The sequence below is a fragment of the Streptosporangium vulgare genome (assembly GCF_042428775.1).
GTDB classification, from domain to species: domain Bacteria; phylum Actinomycetota; class Actinomycetes; order Streptosporangiales; family Streptosporangiaceae; genus Streptosporangium; species Streptosporangium vulgare.
In genome coordinates this window covers 424,007-446,891 of record NZ_JBHMBS010000005.1, presented here as the reverse complement: position 1 = coordinate 446,891, position 22,885 = coordinate 424,007, and the positions used below count along the sequence as shown (strand labels likewise).

The 22,885-nt window shown below is 71.3% G+C and carries 20 protein-coding genes and 1 tRNA gene; 10 read left to right on the top strand and 11 right to left on the bottom strand.

Annotated elements, in window-relative coordinates; all coding sequences use genetic code 11:
* Nucleotides 1–5: 5 nt before the first annotated feature.
* Both ACFFRH_RS13970 and ACFFRH_RS13965 read right to left on the bottom strand, forming a co-directional pair.
* On the bottom strand, nt 6–392 hold the full coding sequence (locus ACFFRH_RS13970; RefSeq protein ID WP_386156753.1) for a cupredoxin domain-containing protein: 387 nt from the start codon (nt 390–392) through the stop codon (nt 6–8).
* Between the two features lie 147 nt (nt 393–539).
* A complete protein-coding gene (locus ACFFRH_RS13965) occupies nt 540–1,382 on the bottom strand; it encodes a copper resistance CopC family protein (RefSeq protein WP_386156751.1) in 843 nt (280 codons plus the stop codon).
* A gap of 431 nt (nt 1,383–1,813) precedes the next feature.
* Between ACFFRH_RS13965 and ACFFRH_RS13960 the strand changes: the two genes are divergently transcribed.
* Nucleotides 1,814–3,199 (top strand): glycoside hydrolase family 16 protein, encoded by a 1,386-nt coding sequence (locus ACFFRH_RS13960; RefSeq protein ID WP_344750237.1) that lies wholly within the window; start codon nt 1,814–1,816, stop codon nt 3,197–3,199.
* Nucleotides 3,200–3,430: 231 nt separating this feature from the next.
* Here the strand turns inward: ACFFRH_RS13960 and ACFFRH_RS13955 are convergent, their stop codons facing one another.
* The gene (locus ACFFRH_RS13955) at nt 3,431–3,865 is read right to left on the bottom strand and encodes a cold-shock protein (RefSeq protein WP_344750236.1); all 435 of its coding nucleotides are present in this window, start codon (nt 3,863–3,865) and stop codon (nt 3,431–3,433) included.
* 296 nt (nt 3,866–4,161) lie between these two features.
* On the opposite strand from ACFFRH_RS13955, the gene ACFFRH_RS13950 reads away from it, so the two are divergent.
* Nucleotides 4,162–5,133: a threo-3-hydroxy-L-aspartate ammonia-lyase gene (locus ACFFRH_RS13950; RefSeq protein ID WP_344750235.1), complete on the top strand. Its 972-nt coding sequence runs from the start codon at nt 4,162–4,164 to the stop codon at nt 5,131–5,133.
* Between the two features lie 58 nt (nt 5,134–5,191).
* On the opposite strand, the gene ACFFRH_RS13945 is transcribed toward ACFFRH_RS13950, so the two are convergent.
* Nucleotides 5,192–6,151 (bottom strand): glucosyl-3-phosphoglycerate synthase, encoded by a 960-nt coding sequence (locus ACFFRH_RS13945; RefSeq protein ID WP_344750234.1) that lies wholly within the window; start codon nt 6,149–6,151, stop codon nt 5,192–5,194.
* Between the two features lie 142 nt (nt 6,152–6,293).
* Here ACFFRH_RS13945 and ACFFRH_RS13940 point away from each other — a divergent pair, with 142 nt between their 5' ends.
* Complete coding sequence (locus ACFFRH_RS13940; RefSeq protein ID WP_344750233.1) at nt 6,294–8,546, top strand: hypothetical protein; 2,253 nt, start codon at nt 6,294–6,296, stop codon at nt 8,544–8,546.
* A gap of 35 nt (nt 8,547–8,581) precedes the next feature.
* Here the strand turns inward: ACFFRH_RS13940 and ACFFRH_RS13935 are convergent, their stop codons facing one another.
* Nucleotides 8,582–10,018 carry a helix-turn-helix domain-containing protein gene (locus ACFFRH_RS13935; RefSeq protein WP_344750232.1) on the bottom strand — a complete coding sequence of 479 codons (1,437 nt, stop codon included), beginning with the start codon at nt 10,016–10,018 and terminating at the stop codon, nt 8,582–8,584.
* 421 nt (nt 10,019–10,439) lie between these two features.
* On the opposite strand from ACFFRH_RS13935, the gene aceA reads away from it, so the two are divergent.
* The gene (gene aceA / locus ACFFRH_RS13930; protein WP_344750231.1) at nt 10,440–11,732 is read left to right on the top strand and encodes an isocitrate lyase; all 1,293 of its coding nucleotides are present in this window, start codon (nt 10,440–10,442) and stop codon (nt 11,730–11,732) included.
* A gap of 266 nt (nt 11,733–11,998) precedes the next feature.
* Here aceA and mihF read toward each other — a convergent pair whose 3' ends face one another.
* Complete coding sequence (gene mihF, locus ACFFRH_RS13925; protein WP_344750230.1) at nt 11,999–12,307, bottom strand: integration host factor, actinobacterial type; 309 nt, start codon at nt 12,305–12,307, stop codon at nt 11,999–12,001.
* A 163-nt stretch (nt 12,308–12,470) separates the two neighbouring features.
* Here mihF and ACFFRH_RS13920 point away from each other — a divergent pair, with 163 nt between their 5' ends.
* On the top strand, nt 12,471–12,644 hold the full coding sequence (locus ACFFRH_RS13920; protein ID WP_344750229.1) for a hypothetical protein: 174 nt from the start codon (nt 12,471–12,473) through the stop codon (nt 12,642–12,644).
* A gap of 532 nt (nt 12,645–13,176) precedes the next feature.
* Nucleotides 13,177–13,464 carry an HU family DNA-binding protein gene (locus tag ACFFRH_RS13915; protein ID WP_344750228.1) on the top strand — a complete coding sequence of 96 codons (288 nt, stop codon included), beginning with the start codon at nt 13,177–13,179 and terminating at the stop codon, nt 13,462–13,464.
* A gap of 161 nt (nt 13,465–13,625) precedes the next feature.
* Here the strand turns inward: ACFFRH_RS13915 and ACFFRH_RS13910 are convergent.
* From ACFFRH_RS13910 to ACFFRH_RS13890, 5 genes are all read right to left on the bottom strand, one after another.
* Nucleotides 13,626–13,759: transfer RNA gene (locus tag ACFFRH_RS13910), tRNA-OTHER, on the bottom strand.
* A gap of 123 nt (nt 13,760–13,882) precedes the next feature.
* Nucleotides 13,883–14,617 carry a DUF7873 family protein gene (locus tag ACFFRH_RS13905; RefSeq protein ID WP_386156741.1) on the bottom strand — a complete coding sequence of 245 codons (735 nt, stop codon included), beginning with the start codon at nt 14,615–14,617 and terminating at the stop codon, nt 13,883–13,885.
* Nucleotides 14,618–14,693: 76 nt separating this feature from the next.
* The gene (locus tag ACFFRH_RS13900) at nt 14,694–15,509 is read right to left on the bottom strand and encodes an ABC transporter ATP-binding protein (protein WP_386156739.1); all 816 of its coding nucleotides are present in this window, start codon (nt 15,507–15,509) and stop codon (nt 14,694–14,696) included.
* An 84-nt stretch (nt 15,510–15,593) separates the two neighbouring features.
* The gene (locus ACFFRH_RS13895; RefSeq protein ID WP_386156816.1) at nt 15,594–17,231 is read right to left on the bottom strand and encodes a serine/threonine-protein kinase; all 1,638 of its coding nucleotides are present in this window, start codon (nt 17,229–17,231) and stop codon (nt 15,594–15,596) included.
* 285 nt (nt 17,232–17,516) lie between these two features.
* A complete protein-coding gene (locus ACFFRH_RS13890) occupies nt 17,517–18,689 on the bottom strand; it encodes an alpha/beta hydrolase (RefSeq protein WP_386156736.1) in 1,173 nt (390 codons plus the stop codon).
* Between the two features lie 433 nt (nt 18,690–19,122).
* Between ACFFRH_RS13890 and ACFFRH_RS13885 the strand changes: the two genes are divergently transcribed.
* The 4 genes from ACFFRH_RS13885 (at nt 19,123) to ACFFRH_RS13870 (ending at nt 22,877) form a co-directional block, all read left to right on the top strand.
* Nucleotides 19,123–19,905: an ABC transporter permease gene (locus tag ACFFRH_RS13885; RefSeq protein ID WP_344746771.1), complete on the top strand. Its 783-nt coding sequence runs from the start codon at nt 19,123–19,125 to the stop codon at nt 19,903–19,905.
* Between the two features lie 132 nt (nt 19,906–20,037).
* The gene (locus tag ACFFRH_RS13880) at nt 20,038–20,823 is read left to right on the top strand and encodes an ABC transporter permease (protein WP_386156733.1); all 786 of its coding nucleotides are present in this window, start codon (nt 20,038–20,040) and stop codon (nt 20,821–20,823) included.
* Nucleotides 20,824–20,826: 3 nt separating this feature from the next.
* Complete coding sequence (locus ACFFRH_RS13875) at nt 20,827–21,576, top strand: ABC transporter ATP-binding protein (protein ID WP_344746762.1); 750 nt, start codon at nt 20,827–20,829, stop codon at nt 21,574–21,576.
* Between the two features lie 470 nt (nt 21,577–22,046).
* Entirely contained in the window at nt 22,047–22,877 is an 831-nt protein-coding gene (locus tag ACFFRH_RS13870) for a helix-turn-helix domain-containing protein (RefSeq protein WP_344746761.1), read from the top strand.
* The last annotated feature ends 8 nt before the right edge of the window (nt 22,878–22,885 follow it).

Below are 22,885 nucleotides of genomic sequence, written 5' to 3'. Positions count from 1 at the left end.
CGGGCCTAGCGCACCACGAGCTGGAAGAGCTGCAGCTTCGAGTGGTGGGTCTCGACCTCGAACAGGCCGTCCTGGTCGGCGACGAACTCGATCGTCGCGGGGGTGCCCGGCTTCAGGTCCGCCGCCTTGTCGTAGCCGTGGACGTGCGCCTCGTCGGCCGCGTCACCGGTCATCGTGATCCGTACCGTCTGGCCCTTGGTCACGTCGATCCGCCCGGGCGGGGGCGTCACCTGCCGCCCGGCGATGGTCACCGTGATCTCCTTGACCGTCGAGGCGCCGGGGGCCGCGCTGGGCGAGCCGCAGGCCGTGGCCGTCAACAGGGCCATCAGCATGGTCACGCCGAGCATGAGCGCGGCGGACAGCGGGCGGCGGCGGGCAAGGGGGGGCGTCATGACTGTTCTCCTGGGGGTGGGTGTCAGGCCGGCGCGAGAGGCGGCGAGCCGGCACGGTGGCGAGGACGGCGAATCGGTACGGGGACGGGACAGCGGGGCACCGGCGGACCGGAGGCGAAGGCGGGAGCGGGGGCGGGGGCGGGCGGGTCAGCGTCGCTTGGCGGTCTTGACCGCTTTGCCGCTCCGCGCCTTGCCCGACGTGGCCGCCGCGGGCCTGCCCGGGGGCTTTCTCCCTGGCGGCCCGGTGGAGCGCCGCCGGACCTCCGCGCCACGGGGCGACGGCCGCCGTGCCGCCCGGACCACCATGAACCCCGCTCCGACGACGAGGAGCGCGGGCAGCAGCCACACCGACAGGTCGAAGCCCGAGGTGGCCTGCGGCGCGTTCGAGGCCGCGGCCTGGGGCGTGGTCTGCGGGGTGGCCTGGGAGGTGACGGGCGCGACCGGCCCGGCCGACGGCGCGGTGGTGCCGGGTTCCGCCGGGTTGAGCAGCGCGGGGTCGGGCTCGTTCGTGGGAGCCTTCCACCCCTTGGGCGGTTGCGACATCTTGCCCTTGTAGGTGAACTTGACCTCTCCGGTGACCTTCTCGCCGTCCGAGGCGACCGACACGTAGCGGGCGACGTACAGGCCCTGCTCCGGCCAGTACGCGACCGGGACGATCGCCGGGAACCCGGTGTGGTAGAGGTTCGGCTGCCAGTTGCCGTCCACGAGGTTGTACTCCGTGACCGGCTCGTCGAGGCGCTTGGGCTGCCCGTGCGACCACGGCTCGTCGACGCGCGCGCCGCTGGGGGTGGTGACGGTGAAGTACGCGTTCGGGGCGGGCTTCTCGGTGAAGTAGAGCGCGAGCGACTCCATCGGCTCTTTCACCGTGCTGTCCTTGGCCGGCGTCGACATCGCGAGCTGGCCGTGCGCGGACGCGGGTGTCGCGAGGGCGGTCAGCGCGACGCCGGCGACAACGGCCAGTACGAGCAACTGGCCCAACCAGCGCGCCATCGCCACCTCTGCTCTCCACCGAAGGCCCGCAGGCCAAGGGAACCGCGGGCGATTTCGACCGCTCATGGTCAATTCCCGTCGAGAGTAGCCGCTTTTGTCCCATATGAACAGAACTACGGTGCTCATCCAACGAAAGAGCGCCAGAGATTGTGAACCACGCCCGTACCAGGCCCGCTCCGGGACCCGCCCCCCATCCGCCCCGGGCCCGCTCCGGGTCCGCCCCACATCCGCCCCGCGTCCGTCCCGCTCCCGTTCCGCGACGCGCGGCGGCTCCCCGCGGACCTCGCGGCCGGAGGTTGAGAGCGCTCTCAGGCTTTTTCCGACGAGAGTGTTGACCAAACTTAACCTTCGCGTAACAGTGAGATCAATCGGTCTTTACGCTGCAGCGACGTTCGGCCGTTCCTTCTCGTTCGCCCTGTGAGAGGTTCCGAATGAGCAACCCCCCGCGAAGAAAGCGCTCTCTCGGATGGATCTCGGTCATCGCCGCCGCCCTGGTGCCGACGCTGATCGCGATCGCCGCCCACGCCTCCGTACCGTCGACCCCCTCCGGCTGGTCCCTGGTCTGGAGCGACGACTTCAACGGCGGCGCCGGATCGCTCCCCTCGTCCGCCAACTGGATCGTCGACACCGGCCACGCCTACCCGGGCGGCCCCGCCAACTGGGGCACCGGTGAGGTCCAGCGCTACACCGACAGCCCCGCCAACCTCAGCCTCGACGGCGGCGGCAACCTGCGCATCACCCCGATAAAGAGCGGGAGCGAGTGGACGTCGGCCCGCGTCGAGACCCGCCGCGCGGACTTCAAGCCCGCCGCGGGGCGCGTCCTGCGCATCGAGAGCCGCCTCCAGATGCCCAATGTCACCGGCAGCGCGGCCCTGGGCTACTGGCCCGCCTTCTGGGCGCTGGGAGCCCCGTACCGCGGCAACTACTGGAACTGGCCCGGCATCGGCGAGTTCGACATCATGGAGAACGTCAACGGCCTCAACTCCGTCTGGGGCGTGCTCCACTGCGGCGTGAACCCCGGCGGGCCCTGCAACGAGACCACCGGCCTCGGCGCCAGCAGAGCCTGCCCCGGCTCCTCCTGCCAGTCGGCGTTCCACACCTACCGCTTCGAGTGGGACCGCGCCGTCACACCGAACCAGTTGCGCTGGTACGTCGACGGGCAGCAGTTCCACAGCGTCAGCCAGTCGCAGTTCGACTCCGGGACCTGGAACGCCATGACCGGCCACCAGGGCTACTTCCTGCTGCTCAACGTGGCCATGGGCGGGGCGTTCCCCAACGCCCTGGCCGGGTCGACCCCGACCTCCGCCACGGTCTCGGGACGCCCGATGCTCGTCGACTACGTCGCCGTCTGGCAGAGCGGCTCCGGCTCCACCCCCAGCCCGACGGTCACTCCTCCCCCCGGCGGGGTGGACGCCCGCTCGACCATCCAGGCCGAGCGCTACCAGGCGCAGTCGGGCACGTCGCTGGAGACCACCACCGACAGCGGCGGCGGGCAGAACGTCGCGCAGATCGGCAACGGTGACTGGCTGCGCTTCGACGGCGTGAACTTCGGCAGCACGGCGGCCACCCAGTTCAACGCCCGCGTCGCGTCCGGGGCGGCCGGAGGGGTCAGCGGGCTGGTCCAGGTGCGTCTCGGCAGCCCGACGGCCACCCCGATCGGCGACTTCGCCGTCGGCAACACCGGGGGCTGGCAGAGCTGGCGCACTGTCCCGGCCAACATCAGCGGGGTGACCGGGACCCAGACGGTCTACATCACCTTCAGCAGCGGGCAGCCCGCCGACTTCGTCAACCTCAACTGGTTCTCCTTCGGCGGCTGACCCCCGGCCACCGGACCCACCGCGGCTCGCGCGCCCCCCGGGACGCGCGAGCCGCACCGCTCCGGATCACGCCCACCGCGCGCCCCGGCGTACCGGGGAGACGTCACCCCACCGGGGAGACGTCAACCTGCCCGATGGGTCAGCCTGCCCGGTGGACGTCGGCGTACCGGGGAGACATCGACCCGCGGGGGAACAGCAGGGGGACATCGGCCGGGGAGACGCCGGCCCGTCTCAGTCGTCGACCCAGCCGTGGGACCGGGCGAACGCCAGGAAACGCTGCCTGACCTGCCCGATCTGCGCGCCCGTCAGCGTGGGCGCGTGCTCGATGAGCAGCTCGGTCACCGCACCGCTGAAGGACTTCGCCGACAGGACGTCACACACACCGTCGTCGTCACCGAGCTGCTGCGCGGTGGTGCCGACGACCGAGGGCGCCGCCACCACGACCGGCCGCCGGGTCGGCGGCGGGTCCAGAAGACTGACGGTCGAGACCTTCAGGCCGCGCTCGCCCTCCATGACCTCGTACTCCACCCGCAGACCGGGCTGGACGGCGTGCCGGCTCTCACCGAAGTCGTTGGCGTGGAAGAACACATCCTCGCCCCCGCCGACAGCGGCGATGAAACCGTACCCGCGTACCTCGTCGAAACGAAGGATCGTACCGACTGCCACAACAACACCACCTACACAGAGAATCGCACCGCTTCGCTGTCACTGTCCGGAACTGTCCGGACAGTGAGTCCGCCTGCCTGTCGCGCCGCGGACGACTCGATGCTAGACCGGAGGGCCCACCGTGTCCGAGCCGATTCCACGACACCACTCCAGGCCGCCGCCGTCTCACGACAGCGCGGGCGGTCACCCGCCGGGGCCGCCTCGCGCGGCGCGGGAACCTCCCCCGGTACACCGGCCGTTCGGCGGGGATGCCAGGCTTCGAGTCCGTAGCCGTGCCGACCGAGGAGAGGCAGCCGATGTCCCCGTCACCGACGCCACCGACCTACGACGACGTCCTGAGCGCCGCCGCCCACATCGCGCCGCAGGCCCACCGCACCCCCGTGCTGCGCTCACGCCGGGTCAACGAGAGCGTCGGCGCCGACGTGGTGTTCAAGTGCGAGAACTTCCAGCGGATGGGCGCCTTCAAGTTCCGTGGCGCGTTCAACGCGCTGTCGCGGTTCACCCCCGAGCAGCGGCGCTCCGGCGTGGTCACCTACTCCTCGGGCAACCACGCCCAGGCGATCGCCCTCGCCGCCCGGCTGCTCGACATCCCGGCCACGATCATCATGCCGCACGACGCGCCGGCCTCGAAGGTGGCCGCCACCGAGGGCTACGGCGGGAAGGTCGTCCGCTACGACCGCTACACCGGTCACCGGGAGGAGATCGGCCGCGCGCTCGCCGCCGACCAGGGCCTCACGCTGATCCCGCCGTACGACCACCCCCACGTGATCGCCGGTCAGGGCACCGCGGCCAAGGAGCTGTTCGACGAGGTCGGCGACCTCGACGCGCTCTTCGTGCCCCTGGGCGGGGGCGGCCTGCTCTCCGGTACGGCGCTGTCGGCCCGGGCGCTGTCGCCCGACTGCGCGCTGTACGGGGTCGAGCCGGAAGCGGGCGACGACGGGCGGCGGTCGCTGCGCGAGGGCTCCATCGTCCACATCGACACGCCGAGGACCATCGCCGACGGCGCGCAGACCCAGCATCTGGGCGCCTACCCCTTCGAGATCATCCGCCGCGAGGTCGACGCCGTCGTCACCGCCACCGACGCCGAGCTCGTCGACGCCATGAGGATCTTCGGATCCACCATGAAGATCGTCGTCGAGCCCACCGGCTGCCTCGGCCTCGCCGCCGTCCGCAACCTCGCCGCCGAACTGGGCGGGAAGCGGGTCGGTGTGATCGTCAGCGGGGGCAACGTCGACCTGGAGCGCTACGCGTCACTGCTGGCCTCGTGACCGCCCGCCCGCCGCGCGTGGGGCGCGCTCGGCCGGGGGGGACGAACCGGAACCGTGGTCAGCGGGCGGGGCGGTCGGCGCCGTAGGCCGGGATCGTGACCATCGGGGGGCGTTCGGCGACGGCGACGTCCCGGACGCTCACCTGGTGGCCGTCCGCGCCCCGGCGGAACTGGGCCAGTCGGGGGGAGGGCCGGTGCAGGGAGACCATCATGTTCTGGCGCTCCAGGCGCGACCACGAGGTCTGCAGGATCTGGGCGGCCATCCCGCCGAGCGCCTCCGTCGACTGGTGGGAGTGCACCCGGCGGCCCAGGTCGACCTGGGCCAGGGCGTCGAGCCCGGCGAGCTCGAGCAGGTCGATCAGCAGGGCGAGCTCCACCCCGTAGCCGGTGACGAACGGGACGCTCTCCAGCACGGACCTGCGCCCGGCGTACTCCCCCGCGAGGGGTTGCACGAACCCGGCCAGCCGTGGCCAGTGCAGGTTGAGCAGGGGGCGCGCGACCAGCTCGGTGACCCGGCCGCCGCCGCTCTGCACGTTCCGCAGGGGCCGGTCGTAGCAGCCCTTGACGTAGACCACCGACGGGTCGGCGAGCAGCGGGCCGAGCAGCCCGGTCACGAAGGACGTACGGAACTCGCGCAGGTCGGCGTCGACGAAGACCAGCAGGTCGCCGGAGGTCGCGGCGAGGGACTTCCAGAGCGCCTCGCCCTTGCCGTCCAGCGGCTTGAGGTCGGGCAGGACCTCGTCCTGGGCGATCACCGTCGCCCCGGCCCGCGCGGCGCGTGCGGCGGTGTCGTCGACGGAGCGGGAGTCGATGACCACGAGTTCGTCGACGAGCGGCGCGGCCTCCATGAGATCGCGGCGGATCGCGGCGACGATCTCCCCGACCGTCTCCTCCTCGTCGCGGGCGGGCAGCACGACGCTGATCGTCGTCCTCCCCTTGGCCGCCAGCAGCTCCGGCAGCGCCCAGTCGGCCGAGGATGAGGTGCGCCCGCGTAGCCACGCCTCGACCTCAGGCAGCACGGCCCGTCCTCTCCATCACCTCGGTGGTTAGGGGTATCACCCTATGTGGCGCCGATTCCGCACACCTACCGGCTCCCGTCCCCACCGCGCAGGTGGGAAGATCAGTTCAGTCCGGAAAGAGGCCGGAAAGAGGGGGGACGGCATGAACCCGGTAGCCGTGATGCGGGCGGCGCGCGGCGTCCGCGACGAGCTCGACAGCTTGATGGGCGGCGCCTCCGGCGAGCTTCGCGACCGGCTGGATCCGCTGCTCGCCGAGGCGGGCAGCCGGCCTCCCGAGCAGCTGGCCGACGCGGTCATCATGCTCATCGCCGAGTACGGCCCCGCCTGGGACCGGCTCACCACGCTGCTCAGCCTGGACCGGGGCATCACCGCCGAGCAGGTGCTTCCCCTGCTCTCCCAGAAAGCGGGCGCCGAGTCCGGCCCGCATGGGGGCGGCGGGAGCAGCCTCAGCCCTCCGTCGCCGGGCGGCGCGGGTCCCATGCCGCCCTCCTGGGGCGCGGCGCCGCCGAACGGCACCGACCCCTCCGGCTGGGACCCGGCCGACGCCCCGCGGACCGCCTCCTACACCCCGGAGTGGATGCTCTCCGGCGCGGAAGAGCGGGAACCTCCGGCATCGGGCCCCGGGCGGGCGTCGCGGGACCGGGGCGAGGACCCGCACGAGGGCGAGCACGACAACGGGTACGACGACATGCCCGCCACCGGTGCCATGAGCGCCGACTGGCTGCGTCCCGACCAGGCCGCGGACCTCGCGGACCCGGCGGCCCCCGTATCCTCCGCGTCTCCTGTGTCTCCTGTGTCTCCGCCGTTCCCGTCGCCGTTCCCCCAGCCGCCGCCGTCCCAGGGACCGTCGGCACCCCAGGTCCTCTCCCCCGGAACCCCGGGAACACCCGGAACACCCGGAACACCCGGAACGCTCGGAACACCGGGAACACCGCAGGCGTCACAGGCACCGCAGGGGGCACCACCGCCGGCACCCCAGGCGCCGATGCCGGCGGCACCGGCCGGGGTACCGGCACCGGCTCCCACCGGGGCCCGGGGCCCCTCGGTCCTCGACCGGCTCACCGGCGCCTTCCGCAGGCGGCGCAAGGAGACGCCCGCCGCCGCGCCGGGGCCGGAGTGGAGGGGGATCCCGCTGATCGAGTCCCCCGCCGAGGCGGTCGCGGGCTGGGGCGCCGAGGTCGCGATCGGCGTCGCCCCCGGCCAGGGGCAGGACGGCACCGCGACCCCGCGCGAGCCGCTCGACCTGGACATCCAGATCGTCGCCGAGGGCTTCGACGCGCCCGGCGGGTGGCGGGTGCGGCTGCGCGCCGACGAGACGGGACCGTACCCGCGCGCCGCGGTCAACCTGGTCGCCCTCCCCCAGGAGGAGCCGGAGGTCTCCCGGCAGATCCAGGCGACCTACGCGGTACGCGGCCAGGTGATCGGGTTCGGCCTGCGCGCGATCACGGTCCACGGCTCGCCCGGCAGTCTGAGCGGGCACGAGGCGCTGGAGCCGGTCTCGGGGACCCGCATCCGCCCGGCCCTGATGGGCGAGCCCGCGGACGTCACGGCGATCATCGTTCACGGCGACAGGCCGGGACGGCTGTGGTGGACCTACCAGTCGCCGCACTTCGTCACCCCCGACCGCGCCGAGCTGTGCGACCTCGGCACGCGGGCCTCGGAGTTCGGCGGGCGGCTGACCGGGCGGGGCCGTCTCTCGGAGGAGCTGGGACGGGAGGTCGGCTCGCGTGTGCCGTGGGGGTTCTGGGAGCTGCTGAACGCGGTGGCCGGCCGGGTGGCGCCGCGCCGCCCGAGCGTGCTGTTCCTCTCCCAGGAGCCGCACGTGCCCTGGGAGCTGGCCGTGCTGGAGCAGCCCTACGACCCCTCACTCCCCGGTTACCTGAACTGCCAGACGGTGACCGGCCGCTGGCCCCTCGGCGGGCGGCGTCCGGAGTTGCCCCCTCCCCCCAGCGCGCGCGCCGACCGCGTCGTGGTGGTGTCCGGCGAGGCGCGGGCGCATCCGCTGGTGACGGACCACGGCGCCACGCAGGTCTCCCCCGCCCTCGGCGACGTCCTGGGCGTGCTCGGCCAGGGCCCCGAGGTCGTCCACTTCACCGACGGCGGATCCGCCTCCGAGGCGCTGGGCCACGAGCTGCCCGGGTCCCCGTTCGTCTTCCTGGAGGAGCCGGGGAACGCCCAGGCGTTCCTGCTCGCGGGCGCGAGCGCGGTCGTCGCCCCGCTGTGGCCCGCCGGTGGCGGGCCGGTGCCGGAGTTCTACCGGCGCTGCTTCGCCGGCGAGCCGCCGGCCGAGGTGTTGCGGTCCATGCGCGGGCAGGACCCCGACGGCGCCGGCGCCTACCAGTTCCACGGCCACCCGTCCCTGACGCTGCGCCGGACGGCCCCGCCCGCGGGGTGAGCCCCGCCTGCGAGGTGACGCCGGGCCCCGCGCGTTCAGCCCGCGGCGTGGCGCTCCAGGAAGGTGTAGACGTCGGCCTCGTCCACCCCGGGGAAGGACCCGGGCGGCAGCGCGGCCAGGATGTGGGAGTTGCCGCGGGCAGAGGGCCAGGCGTACCCCTCCCAGCGCTGGGTCAGCTCGGCGGGCGGGCGGCGGCAGCAGTCGCCGGTGGGGCAGCCGGACTTGGTGCGGGTGGTGACCTCCCGGCCGCGGAACCAGCGCGACTCCCGGTAGGGGACGCCCAGGGTGATGGCGAAGTCGCGCTCGCGCGAGATGTCGACGTGGGCGAGGCAGAAGTAGGTGCCGGTGGGCGAGTCGGAGTACTGGTAGTGGACGGAGAAGCGGTCGGGTGACAGGAAGACCTGGCGCCCCGACCACTGCAGGCACATGCGCTGGCCCTCGATCGCGCCCTGCTCGTCGGCGGGGAAGACGATGCCGTCGTTCTCGTAGGCCTTGTAGATGATCCCGTCGGCGTTGTTGCGGACGAAGTGGCAGACCAGGTCCAGGAAATTGGTGGCCAGGTTGGTGAAGCGGTGCGCGGCCATCTCGTAGGAGACGGCGAACACGTCGCGCAGGTCCTCCACGCTCAGCGCGCGGTCCTTCTTGGCCTCCCGCAGGTACGGCACGGCGGCGGCCTCGGGCACCAGGACGGCGGCGGCGAAGTAGTTGGCCTCGGTGCGCTGGCGCAGGAAGTCGGCGAAGTCGCGGGGCCTGTGGTGGCCGAGGGAGAGGTGGCCGAGGGTCTGCAGCAGGATCGTGCGCGGGGTGTGCATGCCGACCTGCTCGTGCTTGACGTAGATGCGCCGGTTGCGCAGGTCGGAGATGGAGCGCACGGTGCGCGGCAGGTCCTGGACCGTCTGGACGGTGTAGCCGAAGTGGCTGACCAGCGCCTGGACCGTGCTCTGCGACAGCGCGCCCGAGCGGTAGCCGACCGCGGCGAGCGCCTCGGCGGCGGCCTGCTCGATCTCCGCGAAGTAGTTGCCCTGCTCACGCTGCTTGCGGCGGAGCTCGGCGTTGGCGGCGCGGGCCTCCTCGGGGGTGGCGGTCCCCCTGGCCTGGCGTGAGCGCAGCTCGCCGTAGAGGCCGAGGATGTGTTCGAGCACGTCGTTGGGGACGCGGGCGGAGAGTTTCAGCCTGGCCAGGCCGAGCCCGGCGTACAGGGGGTCGCGCTGGGCCTCCTCCAGGGCCATCTCCAGCTGGGCCCGCCGGTTGGGGGCCTGCCTGCGCAGCAGCTCCTCGATCGGCACGTTGAGCGCGGCGGCGAGGGACTTCAGCAGCGACAGCTTCGGCTCGCGCTTGCCGTTCTCCAGCAAGGAGAGCTGGCTGGGCGCGCGGTTCACGCGTTCGCCCAGGTCGGAGAGGGTGAGGCCGCGCTGCTTGCGCAGGTGTCTCAGCCGCTGGCCGAACGCGATGAGATCAAGCTCCTGCGTCAAGGAAAGCGGTTCTTCACCCACCAAAGATGCCATGACCCGATGCTAAACGAAATTTCCGAGGAAATTTCATCTCCGGCCGGGTCCCCGGGGCGGATGTCGTCCCACCCGCCCCTCGGGGACGTCGCCGCCCACGGAACCCACGCGGGGCGATCCCCGGCGCGCCCGTTCCGGCGCGGCGGTGATCTCCCCGCCGCGCCGGAACGGGCGCGCACCCCGGGCGACGGCATCCGGAACCTGATCCCGGCACAAGAATTGGTCTAGTCCATAGAGAAAACTATTAACTTCTTCCCATCCAAATACCGACGAGTATTGATCCCAGGAGAATAATCTCCATTCTTTCGTCCGAGTCGACCTTGTTTGACCGTTTCGTCGCGGCACACACTCGGAGTAGGCCACCCAGGGGACGAAAAGGAGCCACACCATGAATGATCGCCTCAAGGGAGCCGCAGACGAGCTGCGGCGCGAGTGGGAGACCGACCCTCGCTGGAAGGGGACCGAGCGGACCTACACGGCCGAGGACGTGGTTCGACTCAGGGGTTCCGTCCAGGAGGAGCACACCCTCGCCCGGCTCGGCGCCCAGCGGCTGTGGGACCTGCTGAACACCGAGGAATACGTGCACGCCCTGGGCGCGCTCACCGGCAACCAGGCCGTGCAGCAGGTCAAGGCCGGGCTCAAGGCCATCTACCTGTCCGGCTGGCAGGTCGCCGCCGACGCCAACCTCGGCGGCCAGACCTACCCCGACCAGAGCCTCTACCCGGCCAACTCGGTCCCGGCCGTCGTGCGGCGCATCAACAACGCGCTGCTGCGCGCCGACCAGATCACCTGGTCGGAGGGCGACGGGGACGCGCCGCACTGGCTGGCGCCGATCGTGGCCGACGCCGAGGCCGGCTTCGGCGGCGTGCTGAACGCCTTCGAGCTGATGAAGGGCATGATCGCCGCGGGCGCCGCCGGGGTGCACTGGGAGGACCAGCTCGCCTCGGAGAAGAAGTGCGGCCACCTGGGCGGCAAGGTGCTCGTCCCCACCGGCCAGCACATCAAGACCCTCAGCGCCGCCCGCCTCGCGGCGGACGTGCTGGGCGTGCCGACCCTGGTCATCGCGCGGACCGACGCTCAGGCCGCGACCCTGCTGACCACCGACGTCGACCCCCGCGACCAGGCGTTCACCACCGGCGACCGTACGGCGGAGGGCTTCTACCGGGTCCGCAACGGCGTGGACGCCTGCATCGCCCGCGGCCTGGCCTACGCGCCCCACTCCGACCTGCTGTGGATGGAGACCTCCACCCCGGACCTGGACGTGGCCCGCGAGTTCGCCGAGGCCATCAAGGCCGAGTACCCCGACCAGATGCTGTCCTACAACTGCTCGCCCTCGTTCAACTGGAAGAAGCACCTGGACGACTCCACCATCGCCAAGTTCCAGCGCGAGCTCGGCCACATGGGCTACAAGTTCCAGTTCATCACGCTGGCGGGCTTCCACTCACTGAACCACTCGATGTTCGACCTCGCCCGCGGCTACGCCGAGGACGGCATGACCTCCTACGTCGAGCTCCAGGAGGCCGAGTTCGCCTCCGAGGCGCGCGGCTACACCGCCACCCGCCACCAGCGCGAGGTCGGCACCGGATACTTCGACCTGGTCAGCACGGCCATCGCGCCGGACTCCTCCACCACGGCCCTGAAGGGGTCGACGGAGGAGCAGCAGTTCGCAGAGGCTCACTGACTCTCCGGACCGGGCTCGTCAGGACGACTTCCAGGGCGTGGGACGGTTCCCCGGACGAGCTCGACGACCAGGCCGACGGGCCCCGCCGCACGGATTCCCCCCGAGGCCGTGCGGCGGGGCCTCCCCGTTTCCCGGCCTGCCCGCCCCTCGCGCTCCGCGCGCCGGCCACGGCGGGCCTTCCCGTGCCCCACGGCCCGCGTTCCCGGGAGTCTCCTTTCCGGGAGTCTCCTTTCCGGGAACGCGGGCGGTGGACGGCGGGCGGCACCTCAGCGGCCGACGGCCTCGATGAGCTTGCGGCGCTGCTGGGTACCGAGGCCTCCCAGCCGGCGCGCCTCGTCCACGTCGGCCTGGGCCATCAGCTGCGCGGCCTTGACGGTCCCCACTCCGGGCAGGGCTCGAAGGGCCTGCGACACCTTGATGCGCTTGGCGATGTCGTCCTCACGGCCAAGCAGTTGCTCCAGGCTGAGCGCGCCGTTCTTGACCTCGGCGAGAAGCTTGGCGCGAGCTGTACGGGTCTCGGCGGCCTTGACCAGGGCGGCCTGACGCTGTTCGGGGGTGAGCTTGGGCAAAGCCATGGTGTTTTCTCCCTGATGACGGTAATTCCAGCGTCCTGCTACCCAAAGCCGCCAGGTTAATCATCGAGAGACATACATATAGATCCACAGCTTCCACTCCGCGTATCACGATATGCCCGTTTGGTTACCCCGCGCTTACCCGGTTCTCCGTAGCCTCGAGCTCATGGGTATCTGGCGAAGCCCCCAGGGCATCGAGGTTGAGGCGATCGTGATCCACGACGGCCCCTGCCTGCTGGTCACCCGCCGGATCGACGGGCGGAGGGTCCTGGTGGCGTACTGCATGAACATCCGTGAGGTCGGAGAGCACGTCGATCTGGCGCAGCTGGTCCCGGCCTAGCGGACCCCGGCGTATACGAACGATCAATGTTGGATCACGCCCGAGTCTTGTTCGGTACGCGTGTCAACTTCTGGGTCCGCTGGGGCGTCAAGTAGTCAGGGAGGCTCGATGGATGTTCTGATCGGCCTCGTTGACGAAGATCTCCTTCTGGAGCTCATCCTCGTCGAGGCACTGCACACAGAGGCGGAACGGCTGGCCGCCCAGCCCGAACGCTGAACGAGGACGGGTGCCCGCCGCCCGAAACGGCGGGCACCCACACGGCAGGCGAAGGCCACCCGAGCCGCGCCGGGGCCCGGTCACCGTGAAAGCCCTCGCGAGGACCAGGTCACCGTGAAAGCCCGTGTGGGGACCCGGTCACCGCGGAGACCTCCGGACGCCGGCGCAGAACGGCCGTACGACAACCCGGTCACCGCAGGAGCCTCCGGACTGCGGCGCACGACGGCCGGCCGTACAAGGACCCGGTCGGCGCGCGGCCGCCATGAGTGGCGAACGGGGCTCGATTCACCGGGTGGTGATGGCGTTAACTGTTCCCATGAACAAGCGCGAGCTGATCGAGAAGGCCGCCGCCGAGGCCGGGCTCACCCGGAGGCAGACGGCCGCGGCTCTCGACGCGATCCTGGGGACGATCCAGACGGCCGTGGCGGCCGAGGACAAGGTGGCGATTCCCGGGTTCGGGTCCTTCGAGATGGTGCACAGGCCCGCGCGGAGCGGGCGCAACCCGCAGACCGGGGAGCCGCTGGAGATCGCGGAGACCTGGACCGCGAGGTTCAAGCCCAGCCCGGGGTTCATGGGCCTGATCCGCCAGCGCAAGAAGGACTGACGGCCCCTCCCCCACCCCCTCGGGCGGGGAAGGCGACGGCCCCCGGGGAAGTATCCATTCCCCGAGGGCCTGGAGTGCCGCCATATCGCGGCACCGGCACGTTTAAGGATCCGGGTCACTCATGATGAGGTCGCACTCTGCCGTTAAGTTATAGGCGCATGTGGAGCACCCAGCGGGATTCGAACCCGCACTCGACCATCGTCGCCCGTATCCGTTCGATCCGGCGCCCGGCGGCGAATGCTGAGCCTGGAGCGAGAGTCTGAGCGTGAGCGGCTGCCTCTGCCGGTTGGGCTACCCCGGCAGGTGGTGCCGGGGGAGGGACTCGAACCCCCACTGTGGCCGCGTGTCAGTCTGACGGTTCAGTTTCAGCTTTCGCGCTTTCGCGCATCCCCGTGCTCCGACGGGGAGTCCTGTGATCTTACCCGAGCAGGTAGCCCAGCACCTTCTCACCGACGCGCTGGTAGGTGATCTCGGTGCCGTTCGCCTCCTCCCGGGCGAACTTCACCGCGTTCTGAAGCCTGCCGACCCGCTCCAGGAGCTCGTTGACCCGCTTCTGCGGCACGGCCCCGGAGAAGGTGACCTTGGTCCAGAAGCCGACGACGATGTCCTCGTGGTAGACCTCGACCTGGGCCGGGTGCTTGTCGGTGGCCTCCGCCTTGACGTGGTTGCGGGGCACCTTCTTGGTACGGGTCGTCTTGACCGGCTCGGTCCGCCAGCAGTCGGTCGACTGGTCCAGCGTCCAGGCCTCGGCGGCGTCCAGGACGGGCAGCTTGGCGATGAAGGTGTGCAGGTCGACCAGCTGCTTCTCCAGGAACAGCAGATAGGTGACGGGCACGTCCTCCAGGAGGGTGGAGCCGTCGACCTTCACGTCGGCCCGCGCGGTGCAGTTGGCCCAGTCCTTGGTGGCGGTGACGTCGAACAGCCGGGTGAGCGCGGCGCCCACCTGCTTGAGCAGGTCCTCGCCCTGCACCTGCACCCGGGTCGACTCCGGGGGCAGCCGCTCGCCCTCGTCGTCGATGGGCTGGTAGGTCCGCGAGAGGCCCGACAGCAGGGCGTTCTTCTGGATCGTGTGGTAAGCGTCGGTCACCTTGCGCTGGGTGTCGGACTTGACGCCCTTCTCCACGGCGAGGATCTGGTTCAACTTGGTCGCCATGCGTGACACCGTACCGGGAAGATCACCCGCATAACACCGCTTTTCCCGCAGATCACCCCTCCCCGGCGCGGAGCTCTCAGCCGCGTACCGCGCGGGCGGACCAGCGGCCGTCGAGGTGGTCGACGCGCAGCGGACGCCCGAAGCACTCCGACAGGTTCTCCGCGGTCAGGATCTCCGCCACCGGCCCGCCCGCCTGGACGCGGGCGTCGCGCATCAGCAGGGCGTGGGTCGTGGTGGCCGGGACCTCCTCCAGGTGGTGGGTGACGGTGACCGTGGTCAGCGCCGGGCGGGTCGCCGCCAGGTCCTCCACCGCGGTGATCAGGTCCTCGCGGGCGGGCAGGTCGAGACCGGCGAACGGCTCGTCCAGCAGCAGGATCACCGGATCGGACATCAGCGCCCTGGCGACGCGGACGCGGGCCCGCTCCCCCTGCGAGCAGACGCGAAAGAGCCGGTCCGAGAGGTCCTTGCAGCCCATGTCGGCCAGCAGCTGGTGGGCGCGCTCGTGCTCGGCGGGGCCGTAGCGGTCCCAGAGCGGGGCGCTGGTCCCGGTGTGGCCGGTCAGGACGACGGTGTGCGCGGTGGCGCCCTCCTCCTCCAGCAGCTCCTCGTCGACGAGCCGCTGGCTCGCCGCGACGAGGCCGATGTGGCGGCGCAGCTCCCGCAGGTCGACCCGGCCCAGCCGCTGGCCGAGCACGGTGACGGCCCCCTCGGTGGGATGGCGTACGGCGGCGGCCAGCGAGAGCAGCGTGGTCTTCCCGGCCCCGTTGGGGCCGAGCACCACCCAGTGCTCCCCGTATCCGACCCGCCAGCCGATGCCGTCCAGCAGGGTACGGCCGACCACCCGGACCCCGACGCCGCTCAGCTCCACCGCACCGGACACAGGCCCGCCCATCGGTATCCCCCTCCGCCTCGATTCGCGGCGCTCACTTTAACCGATGCACCGATATCTCCCTGTAAATCGTCCTAAAAGGATGACTCACCCCATTTGCATGGAGGGCCCCGGGGTGGGGTGCGGGGTGATGGTCGTCCCCGAGGGGGCGGGAGCGGTGGGCGTCGGGGACGGGCTCTCCCCGTCGCCGGTCTGCGGGATCTGGGTGAAGGAGGGCTTGGGGTCGCTCGAGGCCGTCGGGCAGTCCCTGGCCCGCCCCTTGCCCTTGGCGGTGGCGTCCGCGCAGTCTCGCGGGTCGTCGCCGTCGTCGGGCGAGTCGCCCGAGCCACGGGGCCCCTGAGGGCGCTCCGGCAACGGATCCTCCCGGCCGTCACCGCCGTCGACACCCGTGGTGGGCAGCGAGACGGTCCTGGTGGTGGTGACCTGGACGGTGGAGGGGGTGGTCGGCGTCGCCACCCGCGGCCTGCCGGTGGGCGGGCGGGTGCCGTCGCGGAAGACGGAGGCGGTGGGCATGCCCTCGGCGGGCAGGACCAGCGGCACCGGCTCGGGAACGCCGGGACCGCCCAGCGGGCCGGACCCGCCACCACCGGTCGCGGCGGCCACGGTGACCGCCGCCATGGAGACCGTGGCCAGCGCCGCGAAGCCGGCCTGCGACAGGTGCGCCCCCTTGCGCGGCCCGGCCCTGCGGGCCCCCTTACCGGGGATCCTCACCGGGACCGAGGGCTCGTCGTGCAGCGACGAGGACGACAGGGACGACGGGGACGACACTGACAGGGAGGACGAGTACGGCGGCGAGGACACGGCCGCGAGCCGACCCCTCCCGGCTCCCGGGGTGCAGGGCACCGGCGTCCAGATCTCCGCCAGCACCCCGGCGACCGCCTCGCGCAGGTCCCACGGGTCGCCCACGCCGCCCGCGGCGAGCAGCGCGCCGAGCAGGTCGGCGGCCCTGGGCCGCTCGGCGGGGTTCTTGGCCAGGGACGCCTCGACCGCCGGGCGCAGCAGCGCGGGCACCGAGGCCACCCTCGGCGGCTCGACCAGGATGCGCCGGGTCAGCACGTCCGCCTCCCCCGCCCCGAAGGGGTGATGGCCCGCGGCCGCGTAGGCGATCAGGCAGCCCCAGGCGAAGACGTCGGAGGCGGGCAGCGCGAGCCCGCCGGTGAGCCGCTCGGGGGCGACCCAGCCGGGGCTGCCCATGACCTGCCCGGCCTGCGTGTGCGCGGCGAGCACGTCGACGTCCCTGGCGATACCGAAGTCGATCACCCGGGGGCCGGTGTCCGACAGCAGCACGTTGCCGGGTTTGAGGTCGCGGTGGACCAGCCCCGCCTCGTGCACCGCCACCAGCGCGGCGGCCACCCCCAGGGCGACGCCGTACGCCAGGTCGGGGGTGAGGGGGCCGTGCGCGGAGACCACCTGGGACAGCGCGGGGCCCGGGACGTACTCCGACACCAGGTAGGGGCGGTCCTTGTCGGTGCCGTCCTCGATCACCGCGGCGGTACAGAAAGGCACCACTCTCCGGGAGAATCGCACTTCTTCCGCGAAACGGGCGCGGAGCGTGGCATCGTTGAGATGCATCGGGTGCGGCGTCTTGAGCGCCACCACCCCGCCCTGCGGGTGTTCGGCCAGATAGACGATGCCCATCCCACCCACCCCGAGGCGGCCGAGCAGCAGATAGCGGCCGATGATGACCGGGTCCCCGACGGTCAGCGGCCGCACACCGGTCGGCATGCCGTTCACGGGACCTGCTCCCCCACGTGCCATCCTCGTTGAGCCTCTCGTGCGCGGGCTACGGCAAGCACACTGTGGCGGGATTCGGGCGTTCTTCGCTCCCGACCGGTCAGAAGGGATATGAGAGGTAAGGCGAATGATCCCCCGGGGTAAGGAATCCATGGTGTACGGGATGCCCTTGGGATGGGGCGGAACGGTGTGACCAGCGGGAAGGACACGCACGCCATCGCACGGGCGGCCGTCCCGGCCGGCCGCGGTACGCCTTGGTCACACGGCGGTAGGGCCTCAGGCGGCGGCGGAACCGGAGCGGGCGGACGGCTTCCGCCGAGCCGGGGCGGCGACGTCCTCGGGGGAGGGAACCGTCTCGGCGAGACCGGGGACGGCGAGGTCCGGCAGGAGAAGACCCGAGCCCGACAGGTCCGGGCCCGACAGGTCGGCCACGGCGAGGTCCGGCAGCTCAAGGGCGGCCGGGGCGCGGCCCCGCTTCGAGGCGGCGCGGCCGGGCAGGAGGTCCTGGGTCGCGGCGAGGAAGCGGGCGATGTGCGGATACACCTCGCGGGCCTCGGGGACGACGTCGGCGAGGATGGCGAAGACGTGCGGCATGCGAGGCCACTCCTCGTACATCACCGGCACCCCGGCGCCGCGGGCCCGCTCGGCCACCCGGCGGCCCTCGTCACGCAGGACCTCGGTGGAGCCGGTGACGATCATCAGCGGGGGCAGGCCGGTGTAGTCGCCGAGGACCGGCGAGAGCAGGGGATCCTGGGGGTCGAGCCCCGCGGTCCAGCGCCGGGCGAGCCAGTCGACACGGCCGGCCGGGATCATCGGGTCGAGCAGCCGGTTGACCCTGCGGGGCGCGCCGGTCAGGTCCGCCCACGGGGAGAGGCACACGGCGGCGGCCGGCAGCGGCATCTCCTGGTCACGGAGCGCCAGAAGCGTGGCCAGGGTGAGGTGGCCACCGGCGGAGTCCCCGCCGAAGACGACGTCGGCGGGGTCGTACCCGCCCTCCAGGAGACATCGGTAGGCGGCGATGGCGTCCTCGAGGGCCTCGGCCGGCCGGTGGACGGGGCCCTGGCGGTAGTCGACCGCCAGCACCGGGCGCCGGGTCGCGGCCGACAGACGCCAGGTGATCGGCCGGTGGGTCGCCGGGGAGCAGGCGAAGTAGCCCCCGCCGTGGAAGTAGAGCAGCACCTTGCCCTCGTCGAGCTCCTCCCCCGCGCGCACCCACTCCCCCGGGCACGCCCCCGCCTCGTCGGGGGTGACACGCACGTGGACGGGCAGGCGGAACGGCACCCTGCCCGCCAGCGCGACGAGGCGGGAGGCCGCGGCGAAGCCGACGTCGTTTCTCAGCAGCAGGTCGGAGATGGGCTTGAAGGTGCCACGCATGATCGCGTTGAGGGTCGCGGCCTGCCAGCTGAAAGGGTAGACCGGACTGACGTCCATATTGATCTCGTCGCGCATGGGGGACCTCCACAAAAGGACATTCCCCCCAGAATGGTCTTCTATCGACGATTGGACATATCGGGGAGATTACAACTACATATCACGCAGGTAAATCTCACCCTGAGGACAGGGTGAAACACTCACCGTCACGGCCGTCCGGAGCCACGGACCACGCCGTCTCGACACCCTGTCCCGTCCCGTCCCCCCCGCCTCCCAATCCCCACCCGCCCCCACCTGCCCCCGCGTCCCGCCTGCCCCCCCGGGCAGGCGTCCGCTCACCCCGGCACACCTCGTCAGGCACGTCAGCTCACCTTCGCCCGGCCTGACCGGCGTCGGCTCGTCTTGGTCGGCATCGGCCCGCCCCGGCCCGCCGCCGAAAATCCGTTGCCTCACCCCGGAGCGCCCAGGAAGATAGGAGGGTTGTCCGGACACCCCCAGGGAGGCAGCCTTCCTGCTCTACGCGCGCATCGCCGGATACGGCTTCCGCCGCCACTCCACCTACCGTGCCGCCGCCGTCGCCGGAGCATTCACCAACACCGTCTTCGGCATCCTCCGCGCCTACGTCCTCATCGCCCTCTGGGAGGCCCGTCCCGGTCTCGCCGGATACGACCTCGCCGACGCCGTGACCTTCTGCTTCCTCAGCCAGGCCTTCATCGGCCCCATGCAGGTCTTCGGCGGCGGTCTGGAGCTCTCCGAGCGCGTGCGCAGCGGAGACGTCGCCCTCGACCTGCTCCGGCCCGCGTCCCTGCAGATGTGGAGCCTCGCCGACGACCTCGGCCGGGCCGCCTACCTCTTCCTCGCCCGCAGCCTGCCCCCCACGGCCGCCGGCGCCGTACTGTTCGGCCTCGTCTTCCCGGCCGACCCGCTGACCTGGCTGTCCTTCACGGCCGGCCTCACCCTCGGGGTGATCGTCAGCTTCGCCCTCCGCTACCTGGTCGCCCTGTCCGCCTGCTGGGTCATCGACGACCGGGGCGTGCAGACGATGTCACTGGTGATGACCTTCTTCTTCAGCGGCATGGTCCTGCCCCTCAACCTCTTCCCCGGATGGCTCGGCACCCTCGCACAGGCACTCCCCTGGTCGGCCATGGTCCAGGTCCCCGCCGACCTCTACCTCGGCAAGCGCGACGTCCTGGAGGCCCTCGGCTTCCAGGCCGCGTGGGCGGTGGCACTGCTGGCCCTGGGAGCCCTGGCCACGAACGCCGCCCGCAGGAAGGTCGTGATCCAGGGTGGGTGACGACAACGGCGCAACCGCCCGGAACCACAGGGACCACGGGAACCACGGGGAGAACAGACCCGCCACACGGAAGACGGCCGGGGAAGACCGGTCGCGGGGACCTCACGGGAACACGGCCGGAGGGAGCGGACGATGAGGACGTACCTCCTGCTGGCCTGGACCTGGCTGAGGGCCTCGGCACAGTACCCGAGATCGTTGATCATGATGGCGATCGGCTCGTTCACGATCAACGCGCTGGACGTGGCGGCGATCTGGGTCATCTTCGAGCACACCGGATCGCTGGGCGGATTCGACCTGGCCGAGGTGATGTTCCTGTACGGCACCGCCGGCCTGTCCTTCGCGCTCGCCGACATGCTCTTCGGCAACGTCGACCGGCTCAGCCAGCACATCAGGAGCGGCAGCTTCGACACCATGCTGATCCGCCCGGCGAGCGCGTTCACGCAGATGGCCGTCGACCGCTTCGGGGTGCACCGCTTCGGCAGGCTCGCCCAGGCGGCCGTCGTGCTCGCCGTCGCCCTGCCCCAGCTCGGCCTGAGCTGGAGCAGGGTCTGGATGATCCCGCTGATGGTCGCGTGCGGGCTCGTCATCTTCACCTCGGTCTTCGCCCTCGGCGGGGCCATGCAGTTCCTGCTGACCGACGCCCCCGAGGTGGCCAACGCCTTCACCTACGGAGGCAGCACCCTCACCCAGTACCCCCTGAGCGTCTACGGCTCCGAACTCGTCAAGGGCGTCACCTTCGTCGTGCCGCTGGCGTTCGTGAACTGGCAGCCCGCGCTGTTCGTCCTCGACCGCGACGACCCCCTCGGCCTGCCGTACTGGCTCCGCTTCGCCTCGCCCCTGGCGGCCGTCCTTCTGGCCGCCGTCGCCGCCCTCGCGTGGCGGGCGGGCATCCGCCGCTACCGCTCGACGGGAAGTTGACACATGATCGAACTCGACCGGGTCGGCCGCTCGTTCACCGTGGGCCGCCGCGGGACCAAGAAGACCGTGCACGCCGTACGGGATCTGTCGTTCACCGTGGGGGCCGGGGAGTTCGTCGGCTACCTCGGCCCCAACGGCGCGGGCAAGTCCACCACCATCAAGATGCTCACCGGCATCCTGGCGCCGACCTCGGGCAGCATCCGGGTGGCCGGGCTCGACCCGACCCGGCGCCGTACGGCGCTGGCTCGCAGGATCGGCGTGGTGTTCGGCCAGCGGACGACCCTGTGGTGGGATCTGCCGCTGCGGGACAGTTTCGAGCTGATCCGACACCTTTACAAAGTAGATCAGGTGGATTTCCGGCGGCGGCTGGGCGAGCTGACCGAGCTCCTCGATCTCGGCGGCCTCATGACCACCCCGGTCCGCCAGCTCAGCCTCGGCCAGCGCATGCGGGGCGACATCACGGCCGCGCTCCTGCACGACCCCACCGTGCTGGTGCTCGACGAGCCCACGATCGGCCTGGACGTGGTCAGCAAGGCCGCCATGCGCGACTTCCTGCGCCGCCTCAACGCCGACCGGGGCACCACCGTCCTGCTCACCACCCACGACATGGGCGACATCGAGAAGCTCTGCCGCCGCGTGATGCTGATCGACCACGGCAGCCTCGCCTTCGACGGCACCCTGGACGACCTGCGCGCCACCGCCCCCGAGGGGGAGTCCATCGAGGAGGTGGTCACCCGCCTCTACTCCGGCTGACCGCCGGGCGCCCGGAGGGGCGGCACCCCACCCGGAACCCGTGGCCGAACGGAGGGGCCATCTTTTACGCCACCCGCGAGCGGGGGGTCAAGATGTCCGGCCAAGATTCTCCCGGAAGACAAGTATGACCTTAATCACATTTTCACGATCCAGCCGATGCGGGGACATCCTTCACCCGCGCTTGGAGCCCGCTTGACCCCCCGGGCATTCTCCATACGAAAAGCCGGTTCCCGGTAACCGTTCCCCGCCGCCCTTTACCATTGGAATCCCCGTATACGGCCGCCAATGCCGCCGAGGAGAGAAAGGTAAAACGCGACCGAACGCGATTCCACGATCATCGATCCGGTGCGGAAACGATCGGAAAGAAACCTTAGAAAAAGGCTCCTACCAGGGCGTTCGTCAAGATCCGAGGGCGTCCGTGGGAGTAATACTGCCACCATGTCAAATGGGTTCTGGCATACCTTAATGCTATGGACAGCGACAATCTCCTAGGTGAGTTCCTACGCGCTCGGCGTGAACTCACCACCCCCGAACAGGTGGGGCTCCTGCCCGCCGGTTCCCGGCGGACGCCGGGACTGCGCCGGGAAGAAGTGGCGATGCTGGCCGGAGTCAGCACCGACTACTACATACGCCTGGAGCAGGGACGGGAACGTCACCCGTCCGAGCGGGTGCTCGGCGCCCTCATGCAGGTCCTCAACCTCAACGCCGACGCCGCCACGCACATGCACGAGCTGGCGCACCCCGGGCCGCGACAGTCCAGAACCGCCGACCAGCCGGAACGGGTCAAACCGGCGCTGGTGCGGCTGATACGGAGCTGGCCCTACACCCCGGCGATCGTGACCAGCCGCTGGATGGACGTGCTGGCCTCGAACCAGATGGCCGACGCCCTCTACGACGGGCTGGCGCACCGGGACAACCTGCTCCGGCTCCTCTTCCTGAACCCCGTCTCCCGCCGGTTCTACCGCGACTGGGAGGAGTCCGCCCGCCTCAAGGTCGCCCAGTTACGCGCCGTCGCGGGCGCCGACCTCGACGATCCGTACCTGACCGACCTGGTCGGCGAGCTCTCGCTCAAGAGCAAGGACTTCCGCCGGATGTGGGCGCGCCACGACGTGTCCAGCGGGAACGTCGCGACCAAACGCTTCCACCACCACGACGTCGGTGACCTGACGCTCACGTACGAGCTGTTCAACGTCAGCGGCTCCACCGGCCAGAGACTGATCGTCTTCCAGGCCGAGCCGGGAAGCCCCTCCGCGCACGCTCTGAACCTGCTGGGCAGCCTAGCGGCGCTGACGTCGCCATGAGGGCGCCG